The sequence below is a fragment of the Leifsonia sp. LS1 genome (assembly GCF_020521355.1).
Lineage (GTDB): Bacteria > Actinomycetota > Actinomycetes > Actinomycetales > Microbacteriaceae > Leifsonia.
Window position 1 is genome coordinate 247,642 of sequence record NZ_BPER01000002.1, and the last position, 19,142, is coordinate 266,783.

General features: G+C 70.4%; 22 protein-coding genes and 2 tRNA genes. 13 read left to right on the forward strand and 11 right to left on the reverse strand.

What is annotated here, in order from left to right; genetic code table 11:
- Positions 1-29: 29 nt before the first annotated feature.
- Genes LLS1_RS04465 through LLS1_RS04475 form a run of 3 tightly spaced genes read left to right on the forward strand, consistent with a single transcriptional unit; the run spans position 30 to position 3,348 of the window.
- Positions 30-1,256, forward strand: a complete 1,227-nt coding sequence (locus LLS1_RS04465) for a mechanosensitive ion channel family protein (protein ID WP_226653768.1) — start codon at positions 30-32, stop codon at positions 1,254-1,256.
- Position 1,257: 1 nt separating this feature from the next.
- Positions 1,258-1,665 (forward strand): globin, encoded by a 408-nt coding sequence (locus LLS1_RS04470; protein WP_223360755.1) that lies wholly within the window; start codon positions 1,258-1,260, stop codon positions 1,663-1,665.
- Positions 1,666-1,698: 33 nt separating this feature from the next.
- Positions 1,699-3,348 (forward strand): FAD-binding dehydrogenase, encoded by a 1,650-nt coding sequence (locus tag LLS1_RS04475; RefSeq protein ID WP_226653769.1) that lies wholly within the window; start codon positions 1,699-1,701, stop codon positions 3,346-3,348.
- A 25-nt stretch (positions 3,349-3,373) separates the two neighbouring features.
- On the opposite strand, the gene LLS1_RS04480 is transcribed toward LLS1_RS04475, so the two are convergent.
- Positions 3,374-4,060 carry a hypothetical protein gene (locus LLS1_RS04480; RefSeq protein WP_226653770.1) on the reverse strand — a complete coding sequence of 229 codons (687 nt, stop codon included), beginning with the start codon at positions 4,058-4,060 and terminating at the stop codon, positions 3,374-3,376.
- A 39-nt stretch (positions 4,061-4,099) separates the two neighbouring features.
- On the opposite strand from LLS1_RS04480, the gene LLS1_RS04485 reads away from it, so the two are divergent.
- Positions 4,100-4,975 carry an acyl-CoA thioesterase II gene (locus tag LLS1_RS04485; RefSeq protein WP_226653771.1) on the forward strand — a complete coding sequence of 292 codons (876 nt, stop codon included), beginning with the start codon at positions 4,100-4,102 and terminating at the stop codon, positions 4,973-4,975.
- 12 nt (positions 4,976-4,987) lie between these two features.
- Here the strand turns inward: LLS1_RS04485 and LLS1_RS04490 are convergent, their stop codons facing one another.
- Both LLS1_RS04490 and LLS1_RS04495 read right to left on the reverse strand, forming a co-directional pair.
- On the reverse strand, positions 4,988-5,686 hold the full coding sequence (locus tag LLS1_RS04490; RefSeq protein WP_226653772.1) for an anti-sigma factor: 699 nt from the start codon (positions 5,684-5,686) through the stop codon (positions 4,988-4,990).
- Positions 5,683-6,195 (reverse strand): sigma-70 family RNA polymerase sigma factor, encoded by a 513-nt coding sequence (locus LLS1_RS04495; protein WP_226653773.1) that lies wholly within the window; start codon positions 6,193-6,195, stop codon positions 5,683-5,685. The genes LLS1_RS04490 and LLS1_RS04495 overlap by 4 nt, the downstream gene beginning before the upstream one ends.
- A 141-nt stretch (positions 6,196-6,336) precedes the next feature.
- Between LLS1_RS04495 and LLS1_RS04500 the strand changes: the two genes are divergently transcribed.
- Positions 6,337-6,795: a ubiquinol-cytochrome c reductase iron-sulfur subunit gene (locus tag LLS1_RS04500; RefSeq protein ID WP_226653774.1), complete on the forward strand. Its 459-nt coding sequence runs from the start codon at positions 6,337-6,339 to the stop codon at positions 6,793-6,795.
- A 22-nt stretch (positions 6,796-6,817) separates the two neighbouring features.
- On the forward strand, positions 6,818-7,339 hold the full coding sequence (locus LLS1_RS04505; RefSeq protein ID WP_223360748.1) for a DUF2231 domain-containing protein: 522 nt from the start codon (positions 6,818-6,820) through the stop codon (positions 7,337-7,339).
- 36 nt (positions 7,340-7,375) lie between these two features.
- On the opposite strand, the gene LLS1_RS04510 is transcribed toward LLS1_RS04505, so the two are convergent.
- From LLS1_RS04510 to LLS1_RS04525, 4 genes are all read right to left on the reverse strand, one after another.
- The gene (locus LLS1_RS04510; protein WP_226653775.1) at positions 7,376-7,852 is read right to left on the reverse strand and encodes a thioesterase family protein; all 477 of its coding nucleotides are present in this window, start codon (positions 7,850-7,852) and stop codon (positions 7,376-7,378) included.
- 19 nt (positions 7,853-7,871) lie between these two features.
- Positions 7,872-9,554 (reverse strand): energy-dependent translational throttle protein EttA, encoded by a 1,683-nt coding sequence (gene ettA / locus LLS1_RS04515; RefSeq protein WP_226653776.1) that lies wholly within the window; start codon positions 9,552-9,554, stop codon positions 7,872-7,874.
- A 101-nt stretch (positions 9,555-9,655) separates the two neighbouring features.
- Positions 9,656-10,141, reverse strand: a complete 486-nt coding sequence (locus LLS1_RS04520) for a DUF6993 domain-containing protein (RefSeq protein ID WP_226653777.1) — start codon at positions 10,139-10,141, stop codon at positions 9,656-9,658.
- Between the two features lie 10 nt (positions 10,142-10,151).
- A complete protein-coding gene (locus LLS1_RS04525; RefSeq protein WP_226653778.1) occupies positions 10,152-10,508 on the reverse strand; it encodes a single-stranded DNA-binding protein in 357 nt (118 codons plus the stop codon).
- Positions 10,509-10,689: 181 nt separating this feature from the next.
- On the opposite strand from LLS1_RS04525, the gene LLS1_RS04530 reads away from it, so the two are divergent.
- Positions 10,690-11,379, forward strand: coding sequence for a hypothetical protein (locus LLS1_RS04530; RefSeq protein WP_226653779.1), 690 nt, complete (start codon positions 10,690-10,692; stop codon positions 11,377-11,379).
- Positions 11,380-11,476: 97 nt separating this feature from the next.
- Here LLS1_RS04530 and nadE read toward each other — a convergent pair whose 3' ends face one another.
- Entirely contained in the window at positions 11,477-12,319 is an 843-nt protein-coding gene (gene nadE, locus LLS1_RS04535; protein ID WP_223360742.1) for an ammonia-dependent NAD(+) synthetase, read from the reverse strand.
- Positions 12,320-12,399: 80 nt separating this feature from the next.
- Between nadE and LLS1_RS04540 the strand changes: the two genes are divergently transcribed.
- Positions 12,400-13,617 (forward strand): cation:proton antiporter, encoded by a 1,218-nt coding sequence (locus LLS1_RS04540; protein ID WP_226653780.1) that lies wholly within the window; start codon positions 12,400-12,402, stop codon positions 13,615-13,617.
- Positions 13,618-13,629: 12 nt separating this feature from the next.
- Here LLS1_RS04540 and LLS1_RS04545 read toward each other — a convergent pair whose 3' ends face one another.
- Positions 13,630-14,484 (reverse strand): LysR substrate-binding domain-containing protein, encoded by an 855-nt coding sequence (locus LLS1_RS04545; protein ID WP_223360740.1) that lies wholly within the window; start codon positions 14,482-14,484, stop codon positions 13,630-13,632.
- A 170-nt stretch (positions 14,485-14,654) separates the two neighbouring features.
- Here LLS1_RS04545 and LLS1_RS04550 point away from each other — a divergent pair, with 170 nt between their 5' ends.
- A complete protein-coding gene (locus LLS1_RS04550; protein WP_226654035.1) occupies positions 14,655-15,959 on the forward strand; it encodes an MFS transporter in 1,305 nt (434 codons plus the stop codon).
- 248 nt (positions 15,960-16,207) lie between these two features.
- Positions 16,208-16,280 (forward strand) — tRNA-Arg (locus LLS1_RS04555).
- 105 nt (positions 16,281-16,385) lie between these two features.
- On the opposite strand, the gene LLS1_RS04560 is transcribed toward LLS1_RS04555, so the two are convergent.
- Positions 16,386-16,688: a thioredoxin gene (locus LLS1_RS04560; protein WP_226653781.1), complete on the reverse strand. Its 303-nt coding sequence runs from the start codon at positions 16,686-16,688 to the stop codon at positions 16,386-16,388.
- 95 nt (positions 16,689-16,783) lie between these two features.
- Between LLS1_RS04560 and LLS1_RS04565 the strand changes: the two genes are divergently transcribed.
- From LLS1_RS04565 to LLS1_RS04575, 3 genes are all read left to right on the forward strand, one after another.
- Complete coding sequence (locus tag LLS1_RS04565) at positions 16,784-17,596, forward strand: SGNH/GDSL hydrolase family protein (RefSeq protein WP_226653782.1); 813 nt, start codon at positions 16,784-16,786, stop codon at positions 17,594-17,596.
- A 10-nt stretch (positions 17,597-17,606) separates the two neighbouring features.
- Positions 17,607-18,230: an oligoribonuclease gene (gene orn / locus LLS1_RS04570; RefSeq protein WP_223360734.1), complete on the forward strand. Its 624-nt coding sequence runs from the start codon at positions 17,607-17,609 to the stop codon at positions 18,228-18,230.
- A gap of 48 nt (positions 18,231-18,278) precedes the next feature.
- Positions 18,279-18,354, forward strand: a tRNA-His gene (locus LLS1_RS04575).
- A gap of 187 nt (positions 18,355-18,541) precedes the next feature.
- On the opposite strand, the gene LLS1_RS04580 is transcribed toward LLS1_RS04575, so the two are convergent.
- A complete protein-coding gene (locus LLS1_RS04580; RefSeq protein ID WP_226653783.1) occupies positions 18,542-19,084 on the reverse strand; it encodes a transcriptional regulator in 543 nt (180 codons plus the stop codon).
- Positions 19,085-19,142: the final 58 nt, after the last annotated feature.

Consider the following 19,142-nt stretch of genomic DNA (forward strand, 5'->3'; position numbering starts at 1 on the left):
AAGGCGAGGCTCGGTAGGCTCTGACACGTATGGGAATCATGAAGACCGACTTCTGGGTCGACCTGGGCGGCTGGGCCGTCGCGGCCGGGTGGAAAGTGCTCGCGGCCGCCCTGATCATCGCGGGCGCCTTCGTCCTGAGCTGGCTGCTGCGAGTGCTCATCCGCCGCGTCGTCAAGCAGATCGTCAGCGGGGTGAAGAAGGGCCAGAACGTCACCGACACGCAGGCGCTCGTCGCGTCCCCCTTGGCGGCGGTCCGTGTCGTGCAGCGCACCCGCACCCTCGGCTCCGTGCTCAGCAACATCGTCAACGTCACCGTCGGCGTGATCGCGATCATCCTGGTGCTCAACGTGTTCGCGTCCGAGGTGCTGGGCTCGTTCGCCCTCCTCACCGCCGCGATCGGCGCCGGCCTCGGTTTCGGCGCGCAGAACATCGTCAAAGACGTGCTGAACGGCCTCTTCATGGTCATGGAGGACCAGCTCGGCGTCGGCGACGTCGTCGACCTGGGCTCGGCGACGGGAGTCGTGGAGGCGGTCGGCATCCGGATCACGCAGGTGCGGGACGTGAACGGCACGCTCTGGTTCGTCCGCAACGGCGAGATCGTGCGCGTCGGCAACATGTCGCAGGGCTGGTCGCGGGTCATCATCGACCTCGCCGTGCCGTACGACACCGACATCGAGGCCGTGCAGGAGAAGATGCTCGCCACCGCGACGGCGCTCGCGACGAACCCCAAGTGGCGTTCGCGCATCCTCGAGAAACCCGAGCTGTGGGGTCTGGAGTCGATCTCGGCCGACGCCATCGTCATCCGCATCGTGCTGAAGACGCGCACGACCGCCAAGGACGACGTCTCGCGCGAGTTGCGTGCGCAGCTCAAGCACGCGCTGGACGAGATGGGCGTGACGCTCCCGTCGCTCTCGGCCGTCGTGCTGAGCGGGTTCGACAGCGCCGGCAGTGTGAGCGGAGCCAAGCCTCCGCGCACCCGGCCCGTGCAGGCCCTCCCGGAGAAGCCGCTCACCGGACGCAAAGCGCGGGCCGCCGCGAAGCGCGCAGCGGCGAACCCGAACGCGATCCGCATCACGCCGGGCGCGTCTGCGGCGACGGTCCCGCGCACGCCGACGCAGCCGCACGCCGAGAAGGCCGCGCCGGCCGAGAAGTCCGTCTCGAAGCCGAAGACCGGGCCTGCCCCGAAAGCGGCACCGCCCGAGAAGCCTGCACCGAGCACCTCCTCCCAGCCTCCCACCGAGCCTCCCGCGGAGTGACATGACGAGCATCCCCGTCGGACCGCCCTCCGGCCCGTCCTTCTACGAGCAGGTGGGCGGCCACGAGACCTTCCGCCGTCTCGTGGACGCCTTCTACCGCGGCGTCGCCGACGACCCGGTGCTGAAGCCGATGTACCCCGAGGAAGACCTCGGTCCGGCCGCCGAACGGCTCACCCTGTTCCTCGAGCAGTACTGGGGCGGCCCCGGCACCTACAGTCAGGAGCGCGGCCACCCGCGGCTGCGTATGCGGCACCTGCCGTTCCGGGTCAACCCCGACGCGCGCGACCGCTGGCTCACCCACATGCGCACGGCCGTCGACGAGCTCGACCTCCCGCCGCTGCAGGAGGAGACGCTCTGGAGCTACCTGGAGCGGGCCGCGTTCGCTATGGTCAACACATTCGAGGAGTAGCCCTCGATCCCGACGTGCCGAAGGAGACACGCCATGACGAACGAACCCGATGCCCTCGTCGTGGGAGCCGGTCTGGCCGGTCTCGTCGCCGCCGGTGAGCTGCTCGACGCCGGGAAGCGGGTGACGATCGTCGAGCAGGAGCCACCGGCCTCCCTCGGCGGACAGGCGTGGTGGTCGTTCGGCGGCCTCTTCCTGATCGACTCGCCCGAGCAGCGGCGGATGGGCGTGCACGACTCGCTGGCCCTCGCCCGGCAGGACTGGTTCGGCTCGGCCGGATTCGACCGCGACGAGGACCACTGGCCGAAGCGCTGGGCCGAGGCGTACCTGCAGTTCGCCGCGGGTGAGAAACGCGCCTGGCTGCACGAGAAGGGCGTCCGCTTCTTCCCGGTCGTCGGGTGGGCGGAGCGCGGCAGCGGCGCAGCCGGCGGGCACGGCAACTCCGTCCCCCGGTTCCACATCACCTGGGGAACCGGGCCGGGCGTCGTCGACCCGTTCGTGAAGCGCGTCCAGGCGGGCGTCGCCTCTGGTCGAGCGCGGCTCCTGCACCGGCACCGCGTCGATGAGCTCATCGTCGAGGATGGGCGGGTGACCGGCGTGCGCGGCGCGGTCCTGGAGCCCGACACGGCCGCGCGGGGTGCCGCGAGCAACCGCGACGTGGCGGGGGAGTTCGAACTCCGCGCGCCCGCCGTCATCGTCGCCAGTGGCGGCATCGGCGGCAATCACGACCTGGTGCGGGCCGCCTGGCCGGAGCGCCTGGGCACTCCCCCGGAGCTGATGCTGTCGGGCGTGCCGGCGCACGTCGACGGCCGCATGCTCGGCATCGCGGAGGCGGCCGGTGCACACCTCATCAACGGCGACCGGATGTGGCACTACACCGAGGGCATCCAGAACTGGGACCCGGTGTGGCAGCGACACGGCATCCGCATCCTCCCCGGTCCGTCGTCCCTCTGGCTCGACGCGCGCGGCGACCGGCTGCCCGCTCCCCTGTTCCCCGGCTTCGACACGCTCGGGACACTGGAGCACCTGCGCAGGATCGGCTCGGACTACAGCTGGTTCATCCTCACCCAGAAGATCATCGAGAAGGAGTTCGCGCTCTCGGGCAGCGAGCAGAACCCCGATCTGACCGGCAAGGACCTCCGCCTGCTCGCCTCGCGCGTCGGGCCAGGTGCACCCGGTCCGGTCGAGGCCTTCAAAGAGAAGGGTGCCGACTTCGTCGTCGCCGACACCCTCGACGAGCTGCTCGTCGGGATGCGACGGCTGAGTGACGTGCCACTCGACACCGGGCTGGTGACGCGGCACGTGCAGGAGCGCGACCGTGAACTGGACAACGACTTCGGCAAGGATCTGCAGCTCGCAGCGATCCGGTCCGCCCGTGCCTACCGCGGCGACAAGCTCATCCGCGTGGCGAGCCCGCACCGGCTGCAGGATCCGAAGGCCGGCCCCCTGATCGCGGTGAAGCTGCACATTCTGACTCGGAAGAGCCTGGGCGGGATCGAGACGGACCTCGACGCACGAGTGCTGGGGGCGGACGGAGAGCCGGTGCCCGGCCTGTACGCGGCGGGCGAGGCCAGCGGTTTCGGCGGTGGCGGGGTGCACGGCTACCGCGCGCTGGAGGGGACCTTCCTCGGCGGCTGCCTCTTCTCGGGGCGAACGGCCGGGCGGGCGGCTGCACGGGCGGTCTGAGCGACCGGACCGCGGGCCGCCCCGGTCACATCCGCAGCGACCAGGCCTGCCGGCGGATCAGCGTGTGGCCGCGCTCGGTCGTCAGGCGCGTCCAGGTGCCGGTCTCGAGCACCGACACCGGCTCCGCAGCGTCGAGGAAGCCCAGGCTCTCCGCCGCGAACGCCGCCCCGGCCGGCACGTACTCGAGGCCGTCGATGGGGCGCCCCCACACCTCGGCGCGCACCCGCTGCACCAACTGCTCCCCGGTGCCGGTCGGCACAGCGTCCGCCACCTCGGCGATCCCCGCCTTCGCGGTCGCCTCCAGGAGCTCGTAGCTCGTCTCCCCGACGGGCCGCCAGCCGCCGCGCGGCGGCGAGATGCCCGCCCAGGTGACGGTCGAGACCTCGAGCGGGAGCCGCAACTCGATCGGCCCCTCCGCTGCGCCGTCGGGCCCGGCGGCCTCCCGCGCCCGCGCGAGCCGGTCGAGCAGCGAGCGGATCGGGACGACGGCGTCGAACTCCACGTCGTCCCCGGTCGCGAACGTCCGGAGTCCCAGCACGGTCGGCGTCTGATCGAGCAGTCCCCGCGGATACAGGATGGCGGTGTAGACCGCCAGCACGCCCGATCCTGCGATCAGGCGCACGGAGCCCTCCTCCACACGGGCCGCCCTCGACAGATAGGTCTGGAGGTCGGCGACGGCGAGGCTGTCAACGAGGGAAAACGACTGGTTCATCGGACCTCTAAACTACTAGAGACATCGGACGGAGACACTGTGAGCGAGCCCCTGGCATCCCTTCTGACGGCACTCGATCTCACCGACACCGGCGCCCGCACCAGCGAGGACATCTTCACCGGGCCGTCGCAGTGGATGCCGCTGGGCCGCGTGTTCGGCGGCCAGGTGCTCGCACAGTCGATCGTCGCAGCGACACGCACGGTCGCCGACGACCGCAGCATCCACTCGATGCACGGCTACTTCCTCCGGCCGGGAGACGTGAACCTGCCCATCACCTTCTCCGTCGACCGCATCCACGACGGGCGCTCGTTCTCCACGCGCCGCACCCAGGCCTACCAGAACGGCCTGCCGATCCTCTCGATGATCGCGTCGTTCCAGGACGAGGACGAGGGACTCGAGCACCAGGTGCCGATCCCCCAGGGGCTGCCGGAGCCCGAGTCCCTTCCGTCCTCGGCGGACAGCCTGGAGGACGTCCAGCATCCGGTCGCGCAGTACTGGGCGAGCCAGCGACCGTTCGACATGCGCCATGTCACCTCGCCGGTCTATCTGAGCGTCGACGGGGAGCACGTCGCCCACCAGGCGGTCTGGTTCCGCACGATCGGCGATCTTCCCGACGACCCCTCGCTGCACCGTGCCGCACTCGCCTACGCGAGCGACTACACGATCATGGAGTCGATCATGCGCCGGCACGGTGTGGCCTGGGCGACCCCCGGGCTCAAGGCCGCCAGCCTCGACCACGCGATGTGGTGGCACCGCCCCGCACGGGTCGACGAGTGGCTGCTCTATGTGCAGGAGTCCCCCAGCGCGAGCGGCGGCCGCGGTCTCGCTCTCGGCCGCATCTTCAGCCGCGACGGGCGCCTGGTGGCGAGCGTCGCGCAGGAGGCGATGCTGCGCGTCCCCGACGGCCGGGGCTGAACGCGCAGCCGATCAGCCGAAGGTGCTGCGCAGGAGCACCGTTCCGTCGCCGGCGGCGCGGATGTCGATGGCCGCGATGTCGGCCAGGGCGACACTCGTCGTCGCGGTCGGGACGACGGTCGTCCCCTCCTGGGCCGTCCAGGTGGACACCTGCGTCTGCCGTCCCTCCCGATCGGTCACGACCATCGCGTACGTCCAGGAGCGCGTGCCGTGGCCGCCACCCACGTCCGCATAGCTGCAGCGCGAGTCGATACGGGTCCCCCACGGCTCGGAGGTCAGGCGCAGGTCGGCGCTCAGCGCGCTCGGCTCGACCTGCTCCATCGCGATCGGCTTCGCCTCGGGAGCGGAGGCGCCGATCACGGACGGCAGCACGACGGAGAGCACACCCAGCAGCAGGACCGCGGCGGCGGCCGCCACCCCGGCGGTGAGCCAGCGCGTGCGCAGCCGCTGGCGCCGGACGCGCTTCACCAGGAGCGGCAGCACTTCTGCACCGACTCCGCCCGGCTCAGGCGCGTCGGCGGCCAGCGCCGCCATCCCCTGCTCACGCGGCAGCAGTCCGAGGAGTCCGGGAACACCCGCGAGCTCGGCCACGGCGGCAGAACAGCTCTCGCACGTCCGCAGGTGCTCCTCGAAGGCCCTCCGGTCCGCGGGCGACAGCGCGCCCAGGACGTAGGACGCGTCCCACGTCGCGAACTCGTCGTGCGTCGTCATCGCTCCGTCACCCCTCTCTCCTGCAACGCGAGCCGGAGCGCTCGCAGACCGTAGTGGAGGCGCGATTTGACGGTTCCCTCCGGCACATCCAGCTCGCGCGCGATCTCGGCGATCGATCTGCCGCCGTAGTAGGCGTGGACGATCACCGACCGGTGCTCGGCGGAGAGCTCCGCCAGGGCGTCGGACACGAGCCACGCGTCCAGCACCGCATCGGCCTCATCGGAGGCCGTCGCCCTCTCGGGCAGGACGTCCGTGCCGAACTCGTGCTGGTCGTGCGCGCTGCGCTTCGTGTCGATCACCAGATTGCGCGCCACCGTGAACAGCCAGGCGCGGGCCGAGTGCTGCGATTCGTCGAGCACTGCCGGCCGTCTCCACGCGCGCAGCAGGGTCTCCTGCACGACGTCGTCGGCGAGGGCGCGATCGCCGGTGAGGTGCACGACGTAGCGCCACACGGCCTGCGAGTGCTGTTCGTGCAGTTCCCGCAGCAGACGCGCGTCGTCGTCGGGCATGCCCACCTCCGCTCCTGGTCACGTGATACACGGTGCGGACACTCGGAAAGTTCATCGGAATGCGGCGCAGGATGAACCGAACCAGGCGCTCCTCCGTGCATACGGTGAGGAAGACGCTACGCCGACCGAGAGGATCCTGTCATGACCGACTCCACCCCACTCACCCGTCGCACCCTCGTCCAGCTCGGCGGGGCCACCGCCGCCGGGGCCGGGACCCTGCTGCTCGCCGCCTGCACCTCCGCCGGAGCGGGCGGGTCGGGAGGCACGGGCGGCTCGGGCGGCTCCGGCGGGTCCGGCGGGTCGGGAGGCTCCACCACGGTCACGCTCTCGTCCATCCCGGTCGGCGGAGCGGTCTCCGCGTCGATCGGCTCGGCACCCGTCGTGGTCGCGCAACCCACCGCCGGCACCGTCGTCGCGTTCAGCGCGGTCTGCACGCACCAGGGCTGCACCGTCGCGCCGCAGGGCAAGGAGTTCGACTGCCCGTGCCACGGTTCGACATTCGACGCCGCGACGGGCGACGTGATCAACGGGCCGGCGCGCGACCCCCTCCCCAAGCTCACGGCGACCGTGAGCGGCGACACGGTCACGGTCACGAACTAGCGGGCCGGGAGGCGAGCCGCTCATGGAGGTCAACGGTCTCCCGCTCCACGTGCTGCTGGTGCACGTCGTGGTCGTGCTCGTGCCGCTGACGGCCCTGTGCGCGCTGGTGGTGCCACTCTGGCCCGCCGCACGCCGCCGGCTCGGGATCGTGACGCCCCTGCTCGCACTGGCCAACGTCGTGCTCGTGCCGATCGTGACGGACGCGGGCGAGTGGCTGGAGGCGCGGGTGCCGTCCACCCCGCTGATCCGGGAGCACGCCGCGCTCGGTCAGACCCTGTACCCGTGGGTGATCGCGCTGTTCGTGTTCAGCGCGCTGCAGTGGGCGTGGTTCTTCTTCGTCGATCGGCCCGGCCGTGAGCGGCGGCCGTCGCGCACGGTGCGCATCGTCGTCGTGGTCGCGCTGGCGGTCGTCGCGGCGGTGCTGGCCGCGGGCACCGTCGTCGACGTCGTTCTCATCGGCGAAGCCGGCTCGCGGGCGATCTGGGAGAACTCGTTCTCCCCGACGCCGCTGCCGACAGCGCCGACACCGACACCGTCGCCCTGAGCCCGCGGCGACCGGGCGTCGAGACGAGAGGGATGCTCAGCCGCGCTTGGCGAACTGCACCGGCTCGTCCAGGTAGGGCTCCCAGGCCGCGCGCTCGGTGTCGTTGATGCGCCGCGGGCGCTGGCTCGCGGCGTCCACCAGCACGATCGTCGTCGCCGCCCGCGAGAACAGTGTGCGCGGCTCCAGGCCTTCCGGCGACCACACCTCGTAGCAGACCTCGAGACTCGCGCCGCCCAGGCGGCCGATCCAGAGCTGCACGTCGACCGGCGGCCGCAGGTAAGGGATGGGCGCGAGGTACTCGATCTCCTGACGGGCGATCAGGGTGAGCGTGTCGGCGCCGGGTCGCCCGTCGAGGACGGCGGTCGATCCTCCGACCGCCGCCTCGGCGTCGTCCGTGACCCAGAACGCCTCGATGCGCGCCTCTTCGAGGAGGCGCAGCATCTCGGCGTTGTTCACGTGCCCGTACGCATCCAGGTCGCTCCAGCGGAGCTTGATCGGCACGTGCAGTCGCATGGGTCTCCTCCGGTCGCGACTAGTCGCGCGTCAGCTTGCGGTACGCGGAGCGGTTGGGCTTCGCGGCGTCGGGGCCGAGACGTTCGACCTTGTTCTCCTCGTACGCCTCGAAGTTGCCCTCGAACCAGTACCAGTTGGCCGGGTCCTCCTCGGTGCCCTCGTAGGCGAGGATGTGGGTCGCGATGCGGTCGAGGAACCACCGGTCGTGGGTGATGACCACGGCGCAGCCGGGGAACTCGAGCAGCGCGTTCTCCAGGCTCGACAGGGTCTCCACATCGAGGTCGTTGGTCGGCTCGTCGAGCAGGAGGAGGTTGCCGCCCTGCTTGAGCGTCAGCGCGAGGTTGAGGCGGTTGCGCTCACCGCCCGACAGCACGCCCGACTTCTTCTGCTGGTCCGGCCCCTTGAACCCGAAGGTGGAGACGTAGGCGCGCGACGGCACCTCCGTCTTGCCGACCTGGATGTAGTCCAGGCCGTCGGACACGACCTCCCAGACGTTCTTGTTCGGGTCGATGCCGCCGCGGGTCTGGTCGACGTACGAGATCTGCACGGTCTCGCCGACCTTCAGGTCGCCGCCGTCCAGGGGCTCGAGCCCGACGATGGTCTTGAACAGCGTGGTCTTGCCGACGCCGTTCGGGCCGATCACGCCGACGATGCCGTTGCGCGGGAGCGTGAACGTGAGGCCGTCGATGAGCTTGCGGTCGCCGAAGCCCTTCTCCAGGTTCTTCGCGTCGATCACGATCTGGCCCAGGCGCGGGCCCGGCGGGATCTGGATCTCCTCGAAGTCGAGCTTGCGGGTCCGCTCCGCCTCCGCCGCCATCTCCTCGTAGCGGGCCAGACGCGCCTTCGACTTGGCCTGCCGGCCCTTCGCATTGCTGCGCACCCAGTCCAGCTCCTCCGAGAGGCGCTTGGCGAGCTTGGCGTCTTTCTTGCCCTGCACCGCGAGACGCTCGCGCTTCTTCTCCAGATACGTGGAGTAGTTGCCTTCGTACGGGTAGAGGTGGCCGCGGTCGACCTCGGCGATCCACTCGGCCACGTGGTCGAGGAAGTACCGGTCGTGGGTCACGGCGAGCACGGCGCCGTGGTACTTGGCGAGGTGCTGCTCGAGCCAGAGCACGCTCTCGGCGTCGAGGTGGTTGGTGGGCTCGTCGAGGAGCAGGAGGTCGGGCTTCTGGAGCAGGAGCTTGCAGAGCGCGACGCGGCGCTTCTCACCGCCCGAGAGGGTGTTGACCGGCCAATCCCCCGGCGGGCAGCGCAGGGCGTCCATCGCCTGCTCGAGCTGCGAGTCGAGGTCCCACGCGTCTGCGGCGTCGATCTGCTCCTGCAGCGTGCCCATCTCGGCCAGGAGCGTGTCGAAGTCGGCGTCCGGGTCGGCCAGCAGACCGGAGATCTCGTTGAACCGGTCGACCTTGCCCTTGATCTCGCCGACGCCCTCCTGGACGTTCTCGAGCACGGTCTTGCTCTCGTCGAGCAGCGGCTCCTGCATGAGGATGCCCACGGTGTAGCCGGGGGTCAGCTTCGCCTCGCCGTTGGAGGGGGTGTCGAGCCCGGCCATGATCTTCAGGATCGTGGACTTACCGGCGCCGTTCGGGCCGACCACACCGATCTTGGCACCCGGGAGGAACGCCATGGTGACGTCGTCCAGGATGACCTTGTCGCCGACCGCCTTGCGGGCGCGCACCATCGAGTAAATGTATTCGGCCACGTTTCTTCTCTAACTCCCTGTCGTCCGCTGGCGCACGTCGGAGTCCGTCCGACCGTCGCCCTGTACGAGGATACCGGCTGAGGCGCGCCGGAGCCCCGAGGTCACCAGTCGATGGCGCGCGTCTGCCCGATGAGGCAGGCTCCGGTGGAGAGCACCGGTGTCACCATGCTGTTGTAGCCGCCCGCATCGGCGCCGTTCTGGCCGATGAGGCAGGTGTCGCCCATCTTGACCGAGAACTGGATGCTGTTCGCTTTCAGCCCGATGGTGGTCGTGTCGACGGTCACCTGCATGTCCGCCTTCGTGAACCCGGCCGCGACCAGGGCGTCGATGAAGTCGCGCCCCTTCGCCTCCGGGTTGGCCGCGAGCGTCGCCTTGTTGACCTGGTCGAAGAACGGCAGGTTCTGCGCGGCCGTGCCACCCGGGATCAGCTTCACCTCGGCCGCCGCCGTCGAGGTCGCGGTCGGTGTCGCGCTCGCCGTCGGGGTGGAGGAGGGCGTGGCGCCCGGGACGCAGCCCGTCAGTGCGAGGGCGGCCGAGAACGCCAGAGCGAGGGCGGCGAGAGCAGGGGCAACGGGGCGTCGCGTCATGGGGTCCACGTTATCGATCATTCGCTGGGGAAGCGTCGGGAGCCGCCGATGCAGACGAGAAGCGCCCGGCACCGACTTCGAGCCCGATCGCCTCCGCCTCGACCTCGGCCGTCGATCCGCGAGCGGTACCGGTCCACTCGCGCACGCGCAGCCTCCCTGTCACGAGGACCGCGTCGCCGGGAGCGAGGGAGCGTTCCACGGCATCCGCCAGGCGCCGCAGGGCGGTGACCGTGAACCAGCTGCGGTGGCTCGACCCCGCCGAGCGCACCGACAGGATGCGGAAGGACGCCACCGCCAACCCGTCCGCCGTCCTCAGGTGCCGAGGCCTCGTGGTCACCACCCCGCGCACGGTGATCGATCCGTCCATCCCGCCTCCCTTCGCGCCGACATCGTGTCGACCGTTCCTCCAGCCTCGCGGGTGCGCCGGACCGAGCGGCGCCGACCCGCGAATCCGTGGAGAACTCCCGCCCGGACAGGTCTGTGGACGGATGCGCGACACAGCGCGGCGGCTGCACTCCCCCGGCCGCCCGCGCGGTTAGCATCGGCGCATGCAGTGGTGGAATGATTTCGTCGATTGGCTCCTCGCACCGGCCACACGCCCGGTGATCTTCTCCGGCGCGGTCCTCGCCGTCGCCGTCATCGTGTCCGGCCTGCTCGCCGCATGGATCGCGCGCGGCGCCCTGCGCGGGCTGCTGCGGCGCACCGACCGGCAGCAGAAGGCCTCCGCGATCGCCGCACTCGTCGACGCCGCGACCGAGGCCTCCGTCTGGAACTCCCTCACCCCGGGCGAGCAGGTGCTCTCCGATCGGGCCGTCGGCCAGGCCGACATCCTCGTGCGCCTGCTCCCCATCAAGGGTGCCGGGATCGCCGCCAACTGGGCGGGCCACCAGCTCGCGGAGATGAAGCGCGCCTCGGCCACCTTCGGATACCAGCTCGATCCGGCCGTCGCCGAGTTCCGGGATCGCCTCATCGAGTGGCAGAACAACCCACGGCGCGCCCGCAAGATCTTCCAGAGCGACCTTGAGCGCTGGCGCTTCGAGAACACCGACACCGACCGCACCCTCCTGCAGCAGCAGGATGCGTGGGTCGCCCAGCAGCACCACGAGCAGTTCGTCCCCGCACCGGCGAACGCCGAGACCACCGCCGACAGCGGCCCGCTCGGCGTGCTCACGACGCCGAGCGACTCGGAGGCCGGGAACGACACCGCCCCGACCACGCGCTTGGGCCAGCCCGTCTGATCCTTCCGGAGTTCCGGAGCACACGACCACCTCGCGCGAAAGAGGGGCGCCGACTTCCCGGCCGGCGCCCCTTTTTCGCGCGTCTGAGACGCGCGTCTCAGACGCTGTAGTCGCCGCGCCGGTGCCACCAGTCATCGAACATGCTCGCGGGCACCCGCCGCTTGTGCTCCGTCGCGAGGTACCGCGCCTCGATGGCGGCTGCCGCCTCCTCCGGCACGTCTTTCCCCTCGAGGAAGTCGTCGATGGTCGCGTAGCTGAGACCGAGGTTGTCCTCGTCCGTCTGGCCCGGGTTCTGATCGAGCAGGTCGGCCGTCGGCGCCTTCTCGTACAGGCGGGCCGGGGCCTCCAGGTGCTGGAGGAGCGCCTTGCCCTGCCGCTTCGACAGGCCGGTCAGCGGCAGCACGTCGGTCCCGCCGTCTCCGTACTTCGTGAAGAAGCCCGTCACCGCCTCCGCCGCGTGGTCCGTCCCGACGACCAGCAGGCGTCGCTGACCCGCGATGGCGTACTGCGCGACCATGCGCATGCGGGCCTTCACGTTGCCCTTGTTGAAGTCGGTCAGCTCGTCGCCGACCGCGTCTGCGTACTCGTCCTCGATGCCGTCGGTACCGCGCTGGATGTTGAACGTCACCGTGCGCTGCGGGCGGATGAAGGAGAGGGCGAGCTGCGCGTCGTCCTCGTCGTGCTGCACCGCGTAGGGCAGGCGTACGGCGATGAACTCGGCGTCGACGCCGCGCTCGGCGAGCCGCTCGACAGCCAGCTGGCTGAGCCGTCCGGCGAGGGAGGAGTCCTGGCCGCCGCTGATGCCGAGCACGAACCCGGCGGCGCCGGTCTCCGTGAGGTAGCGGACGAGGAAGTCGACCCGTCTCTCGACCTCCGCCGCGGCGTCGATGACGGGGCTAACATTGAGCTCTTCGATGATCCGTGCCTGCAATTCGCGCATGCGCCAACGATATCCCCGCCGCGTTTCCGCTGTGTGAACGGTCCTTCCGGACCGCGGAGGCCCGCCGTTACCATCGGCCCATGAACGCCTCCATCGCGACGATCGTGATCGTGCCCGTGCTCGCGGTCGTGGCGCCCGTGCTCGCCCGCATCGTCGGCCGCGTCGCCGCCATCCCGCTCGTCGTCTTCGAGATCGTGCTCGGCCTCCTGGTCGGCCCGAGCCTGCTCGGCTGGGTGCCCGAGAGCGACGGGCTGGCCGCCTTCGCGAACATCGGTCTGGCGTTCCTGTTCTTCATGGCGGGCAATGAGATCGACTTCTCGGCGATCCGCGGGCGCCCGTTGCGCCGCGCGTCGCTGGGATGGCTGGTCTCCCTGGTCGCCGGCGTGCTCCTCGCCGCCGTGCTGGCGCCCTCGTTCATCGCGGCGGTCTACATCGGCATCGCGCTGACCTCCACCGCCCTCGGAACGCTCATGCCCGTCCTCCGCGACGCCGGTGAGCTGCGCACCCCGTTCGGCCTCGCCGTGACCGCCGTCGGCGCCGTCGGCGAGTTCGGCCCGCTGCTGGCGATCTCCCTCTTCCTCAGCGGGCGGCGCCCGGTGACCGCCGCGCTCGTCCTGGTGGGGTTCGCGGTCGTCTCGGCCGCGGCCATCTGGTTCGCCTCGCGGGGAGGCCACCGCGGCTTCCACCGCCTCGTGCGGGCCACGCTGCACACCAGCGGGCAGTTCGCCGTACGGTTCGTCGTGCTGGTGATCGCCGCGCTGATCGGCCTCAGCCTGGCGCTGGGCCTCGACATGCTGCTCGGGGCGTTCGCCGCCGGGGTCGTCTGCCGCATCCTCCTGTCCGGCGCCGACGAACCGGACAGGAAGCTCGTCGACGGCAAGCTGGAGGCCGTCGCGTTCGGCGTCTTCGTGCCGATCTTCTTCATCAACACGGGCGTCGGTTTCGACCTCGGCGCCCTCCTCGCCGACCCGCGGTCCCTCCTCCTGCTGCCGATCTTCCTGGTGCTGCTGTTGATCGTCCGGGGCCTGCCGGGCTCCCTCGCCGCTCCCCGCGGCTCCACTCTCGCCGACCGCGCCTCCCTCACCCTGTTCAGCGCGACCGGTCTGCCGATCATCGTGGCCGTCATGTCGATCGGTGTGGAGGACGGCGACGTCCCGTCCGGCACGGCCACCGCGCTCGTGGGCGCAGGGATGCTGTCCGTCCTGCTGTTCCCGCTGCTCGCGCTCCTGCTGCGGCGGGGCTCGTCGGACGGAGGGGCCCGGCCCGCCGACCACGACGAAGTGCCCATTGTCGGGTGAGCGCCGACCGGATCAGGGGACCCGCGTGACCGCCCGGGCCAGGATCGCCGTGGTCAGCGCCTCGACGGGCTCGCGCGCGGCCGCCGGATTCGACAACAGCGTGAAGTCGACGTGCCCGAGCTCCGGGAGCGAGAAGCGGTTGGTGACCTTCACCAGGTCGGTCGGGATGAGCGACCGCGGGAACACGGCGACCCCGATGCCGGCACGAACCGCGGCGAGCACGCCGTTCACCTCGCGCGTGTTGCAGGTGATGCGCCAGGTCCGCCCCGCCTGCTCCAGCGCGTCGATCGCCGCCTGACGGCTGAGACTCGTGCCCTGATAGGCGATCAGCGGCAACGGCTGCGCAGGATCGACCGCCGTCTTCTCCTGGCCCATCCACACCAGCTCGTCCGTCGCGACGACGGTGCCCTCGGTCGTCCCCGGGTTCTGCTTGATGAAGATGAGGTCGAGATGACCCGCCTTCAGCCGCCGGTGCAGCGGCCCCGACTGATCGACCGTGAGCTCGAGATTGATCTGCGGGTGCTGCTGCCGGAAGTGGCGCAGGATGCGAGGCAGAGTCGTGATGGCAAGGTCGTCCGCTGCACCGAACCGCAGGCGCCCGCGCATCGCCGACCCGCTGAAGTAGCGGTCGGCCTCGGCGTGCGCCGCGAGGATCGTGCGCGCGAACCCGGCCATCGCGTCCCCGTTGTCGGTCAGCCGCACCTCGCGGGTGTCCCGCGCGACGAGCTGGCGCTTCGCCGCCTCCTCGAGGCGCCGCACGTGCTGGCTCACCGTCGGCTGGCTGATGCCGAGCGCCCCCGCCGCACGGGTGAAGCTGCGGGTGTCGGCGACGGCGAGGAAGGTGCGGAGCAGTACGGGGTCGAACATCGTCCATCCATTCGGAATGCCAATAGGAGTTATAGCTTCGATTTGGCAGAACAATACCGCGCCGCGACGTACAGTCGAAGGAGCCCGCTCATACGGAACCAGACACTCTCGATACGACACCAAGGAAACACGTGGCGACCTCCACCGCAGCAGCCCCGCCGACCGGCCCCATGCCCGTGCTCAGCACGCGCCCCCCGTGGCGGGAGACCTTCGTCTCACTACGAGTGCGCAACTACCGCATCTTCGCCACGAGCAACCTCGTCGCCAACACCGCCGTCTGGATGCAGCGCATCGCGATGGACTGGCTGGTGCTCCAGCTCTCCGGAAGCGTCGCGGCCGTCGGCATCACGGTCTTCATGCAGTTCACCCCGATGCTGGTCCTCGGCCTCTACGGCGGAGTGCTCACCGACCGGTACTCCAAGCAGAAGCTGCTCATCATCACCCAGTCGACGGCGTCCGCCCTGGCCGCGACACTCGCGGTGCTGACGCTCACCGGGAGCGTACAGGTGTGGCACGTCTACCTGATCTCGTTCCTGCTGGGCCTCGTCACGGTGGTCGACAATCCGGCCAGACAGGTCTTCGTCAACGAGCTCGTCGGTCCGACCTACCTGCGCAACGCCATCAGCCTCAACTCGTCGATCTTCCAGCTCGGCGGGCTGATCGGCCCTGCCGCGGCGGGCCTCCTCATCACGGCCGTCGGAGGGGGATGGTCGTTCGTGATCAACGCCGCCGCCTGCCTCGCCGTCGTCGTCGCCCTGTGCACGCTGCGCCGCGATCAGCTGCACCACTCCCCCGCAGCTCCGCGCACGAAGGGTCAGCTCGCCGAGGGGATACGGTACGTCCGGCGCAAGCCGGTCATCTTCTGGACCGTCGTCATGGTCGCGATCATCGCCGTCTTCGCGTTCAACATGCCCGTGTTCCTCGCCGCGTACGCCAACGACGTCTACGGCGTCGGCGCGCAAGGCTACGGGATGTTCAACGCCCTCGTCGCCGCGGGCGCGCTGGCAGGTGCTCTCGCCTCCACCCGCCGCACCAGCGTGCGCCTCTCCATGGTCGTCGGAGCGGCGGCAGGGCTGGGCATCGTCCAGGCACTCGCCGGCTTCGCCCCCGGCGAGATCGCGTTCAGCGTGCTCCTGATCGGCATCGGCGTCGGCAACCTGCTCTTCATCACCGCCGCGAACTCGCTGGTGCAGATGTCGTCCAACGTGCAGATCCGCGGCCGTGTCATCTCCCTCTACATCCTCGTCCTGCTCGGCGGTCAGGCCATCGGAGGCCCCGTGATGGGCTGGCTCGTCGAGGCCATCGGCCCGCACCTCGCCATGATGATCTCCGGCGCCGTCCCCGCAGCGGCGGCCGTGGTCATCGGTGTCCTCATCGCCCGCCAAGCCAGCCTCCGCCTCCGCTTCGGCCTCCGCGGCCGCCGCCCCACCATCGCCATCGTGAACCGCGCGGGCAAGACCGGCGCGACGCTCTAGGGGCGGCGTACTGCCTGCCTGCCTGCCGCCGCGCCGCCGCGCCGCCGCGCGCCACCGTGGCGCGCCACCTTCGCCGTCTCAGCACGAGCGCGGTCTCGCGGGACGACCGCTACCGCGCGCCGCACCGCGGTCGTCCCGAGACGCAGCGGCCACCTTCCTCACCGGGTGTGTCGTCGCTGAGACGTCGCGACCGGCGCTCGGCGACGCTCGGCGACGTGGAGGACGGGCTGCGGTATCGTGGATGCCGCGCCCCCGTAGCTCAGCGGATAGAGCAGGAGCCTTCTAATCTCTTGGTCGCAGGTTCGATTCCTGCCGGGGGCACCCCCACCCCGGAACAGCGCGACCGTCCCATCGAGGGGTCGCGAAACGCCGGAATGACCGCGCCGAAGCGACAGAATGCGGCCCCGGAGTGGGCGGACGGTCCGCTCAGACCGCCTTCGCCGCCGCCACCAGCACCTGCTGAAGCGTCGGCACCCCTTCGGCGCGGAACACCTCCACGCCCGCGGCGTCGTTCACGATGACGGTCGGCGTGGAGCGGATGCCGTCGCGCTCGGCGCGATCGAGGGCGCGAGTGACGTCGAGCTCGGTGACGGAGAGCGCCGGCACGAGACGCACAGCCTCCGCGAGCACGGCCCGGGTCTGCATGCATGGTTCGCAGAACGCTGACGAGTACAGCGTGAGGGCGATCCCCCCGGTGACGTCCGGGGCAACGGACGGTGACGAATCCACGCTGTCAGTGTACGTCCGGCGAACAGGCGACGACGATCCCGCCCGTCTCGGCGCGATGTCACCCGCACGTCACCCGCGCGGCCGACAATCGCAGCGTGAGCCGGTCCAGCTTCTCTCGGTACGTCGCCCTCGGAGACTCGATCATCGAAGGGCTCTGCGACGCGGTGCCGAACCGGACGGGATCGTGGCTGGGCTGGGCGGACCGGCTGGCCGGGATCCTGGACGGGCACGCGCACCTCGCCGGACGATCCCTCGAATTCGCCAACCTCGCCGTGCGGGGGCGCCGCATCTCCGACGTCGTGACCGATCAGGTTCCGCACGCGGTCGCCATGCGCCCCGACCTCGTCTCCGTCCTCATCGGCGGGAACGACCTCATGAGCCCCACCGCCGACCCGGATGCGCTCGCCAGCCGCCTCGAGACCGGAGTGCGAGCACTGCGCGACGCTGGCGCGACCGTGCTGCTCGCGAACCTGTTCGACCCGCAGTTCGCGTTCTTCCTCAAGCCGTTCCGGGGACGCGCCGCCGTGTTCAACGCCAACATCTGGACCATCGCTCGGGACCAGCAGGCCACCGTGCTCGACGTGTGGGGCGTGCGCGAGTTCCGCGAGCCCGCGATGTGGGCCTCCGACCGCGTGCACCTGAGCTCGCGCGGCCACCGCACGCTCGCCAGCGTCGCCGCCCACACGCTCGGAGTCCCCTATGCGGAGACCGCGCCGATCGCCGGATCCGACACGGGCGGCATCCCGGCGGAGCACCCGTCCGGCGAGATCCCGTTCCGCACCTGGTTGCGCGTGTACGCGCTCCCCTGGGCCGGTCGCCGGCTCCGCCACATCTCCGCTGGCGACGGGATGGACCCCAAACACCCCGTCCCCCGCCCCGTGCCGCGAGCCGTCGGAGGGCCGCACTAGACTCGGGAGCATGTCTAACTCCTCGGATCGACTGGTCTGGATCGACTGCGAGATGACCGGACTCGACCTCGAGGTCGACGAACTGGTCGAGATCGCGGTCGTCATCACCGACTTCGAGCTGAACGTTCTCGACCCCGGACTCAGCATCGTCATCAAGCCCGACACCTCGGCGTTCGAGAACATGAACGATTTCGTCCGCGACATGCACACGACCTCCGGCCTCATCGAGGAGATCCCGAACGGCAAGAGCCTCGGCGAAGCCGAATACGAGGTGCTCGAGTACGTCCTGAAGTTCGTCCCCAACGCCCGCACCGCCCCGCTCGCCGGCAACACGATCGGCACCGACCGCATGTTCCTCGCGAAGTACATGCCGCGCCTCGACAACCACCTCCACTACCGCAACGTCGACGTCTCCTCGATCAAGGAGCTCTCGCGCCGCTGGTTCCCCCGCGTCTACTTCAACGCGCCCGGCAAGAACGGCGGACACCGCGCCCTCGCCGACATCCTCGAATCCATCCGCGAACTCGACTACTACCGCGGCGCGGCCTTCGTCGGCGAGCCAGGACCCACCACGGAGCAGACCCAGGAGGTCGCCGCGGCCGTCGTGGAAAAATGGGCGCCGCGAATGTACTAGAATCGATGAGTTGCCTCGACCGGGTCACCTGAAACGGTCGCGGACATGGTGGGTATAGCTCAGTTGGTAGAGCGCCTGGTTGTGGTCCAGGAGGTCGCGGGTTCAAGCCCCGTTACTCACCCCAGAGGAACGCCCCGGTCAGAGACGGCCGGGGCGTTTCGCATGCGCCGGGGCGTTTCGCATGCGCCGGGGCGTTTCGCATGCGGCCGGGACGGGCGAGCGCGGCGCCTCGGGACGTGTGCGGTGCGGCGCCAGGGCGCGGTCGTCCCGAAGCGCAGCAGTCGTCGCGCGAAGCGCGACGAGGTGGGCCGCTACTCCGCGGAGCGGTGCAGCAGGAAGAGGCCGCCGTGCAGCGGCCGGCCCGTGCGCTCGGCGTCGGTCTCCACGAACTCGTCGATGACGGCGACGATGCGGCGGTCCAGCTCGGCGACATCCTCCGGGGAGAGGTGCAGGGCGAAGCGGGCGTACGTGGCGATCGAGCGCGGGCCGGCGTCGGCGAGTTCCTGCTGAAACGCATCCACCGGTGCTAAGCCCTCACCCCGGTCGAGGTCATCCAGGCCGACGGACAACCACCAGGTGCGCCCGGTGGACCGATACGGCTTCTCGAGCGCGCCGCTCTCCCCCGAGCGCACCCCGACCGGCTCCAGGAAGCCCACGTCGACGAGTTGCCGCACGTGGTAGAGGACTGTGCCAGCGTCGACGCCGAGGCGGTCGGCGAGTTGCTTGTTGGTCAGCTCACGATCCCCGCACAGCCGCAGGATGCGCACCCGCAGCGGATGCGACATCGCTTTGATCTCCTTGACCGTCGCCGGACGGCGCTTGGCCTCCGGGTCGATGGTCGGGTCGCGGTCCATGCGCCCAGTCTACGCGAGTGATAGAGGTTTCTCCTATCGATTGAGTTTCCTCAATCAG

Excerpts from the sequence above, each read along its gene's own strand:
- LLS1_RS04465 (WP_226653768.1), top strand. The coding sequence starts at position 30 with ATGGGAATCATGAAGACCGACTTCTGGGTCGACCTGGGCGGCTGGGCC.
- LLS1_RS04470 (WP_223360755.1), top strand. The coding sequence starts at position 1,258 with ATGACGAGCATCCCCGTCGGACCGCCCTCCGGCCCGTCCTTCTACGAG.
- LLS1_RS04475 (WP_226653769.1), top strand. The coding sequence starts at position 1,699 with ATGACGAACGAACCCGATGCCCTCGTCGTGGGAGCCGGTCTGGCCGGT.
- LLS1_RS04480 (WP_226653770.1), bottom strand. The coding sequence starts at position 4,060 with ATGAACCAGTCGTTTTCCCTCGTTGACAGCCTCGCCGTCGCCGACCTC.
- LLS1_RS04490 (WP_226653772.1), bottom strand. The coding sequence starts at position 5,686 with ATGACGACGCACGACGAGTTCGCGACGTGGGACGCGTCCTACGTCCTG.
- LLS1_RS04495 (WP_226653773.1), bottom strand. The coding sequence starts at position 6,195 with ATGCCCGACGACGACGCGCGTCTGCTGCGGGAACTGCACGAACAGCAC.
- LLS1_RS04500 (WP_226653774.1), top strand. The coding sequence starts at position 6,337 with ATGACCGACTCCACCCCACTCACCCGTCGCACCCTCGTCCAGCTCGGC.
- LLS1_RS04505 (WP_223360748.1), top strand. The coding sequence starts at position 6,818 with ATGGAGGTCAACGGTCTCCCGCTCCACGTGCTGCTGGTGCACGTCGTG.
- LLS1_RS04510 (WP_226653775.1), bottom strand. The coding sequence starts at position 7,852 with ATGCGACTGCACGTGCCGATCAAGCTCCGCTGGAGCGACCTGGATGCG.
- LLS1_RS04520 (WP_226653777.1), bottom strand. The coding sequence starts at position 10,141 with ATGACGCGACGCCCCGTTGCCCCTGCTCTCGCCGCCCTCGCTCTGGCG.
- LLS1_RS04525 (WP_226653778.1), bottom strand. The coding sequence starts at position 10,508 with ATGGACGGATCGATCACCGTGCGCGGGGTGGTGACCACGAGGCCTCGG.
- LLS1_RS04530 (WP_226653779.1), top strand. The coding sequence starts at position 10,690 with ATGCAGTGGTGGAATGATTTCGTCGATTGGCTCCTCGCACCGGCCACA.
- nadE (WP_223360742.1), bottom strand. The coding sequence starts at position 12,319 with ATGCGCGAATTGCAGGCACGGATCATCGAAGAGCTCAATGTTAGCCCC.
- LLS1_RS04540 (WP_226653780.1), top strand. The coding sequence starts at position 12,400 with ATGAACGCCTCCATCGCGACGATCGTGATCGTGCCCGTGCTCGCGGTC.
- LLS1_RS04545 (WP_223360740.1), bottom strand. The coding sequence starts at position 14,484 with ATGTTCGACCCCGTACTGCTCCGCACCTTCCTCGCCGTCGCCGACACC.
- LLS1_RS04550 (WP_226654035.1), top strand. The coding sequence starts at position 14,655 with ATGCCCGTGCTCAGCACGCGCCCCCCGTGGCGGGAGACCTTCGTCTCA.
- orn (WP_223360734.1), top strand. The coding sequence starts at position 17,607 with ATGTCTAACTCCTCGGATCGACTGGTCTGGATCGACTGCGAGATGACC.
- LLS1_RS04580 (WP_226653783.1), bottom strand. The coding sequence starts at position 19,084 with ATGGACCGCGACCCGACCATCGACCCGGAGGCCAAGCGCCGTCCGGCG.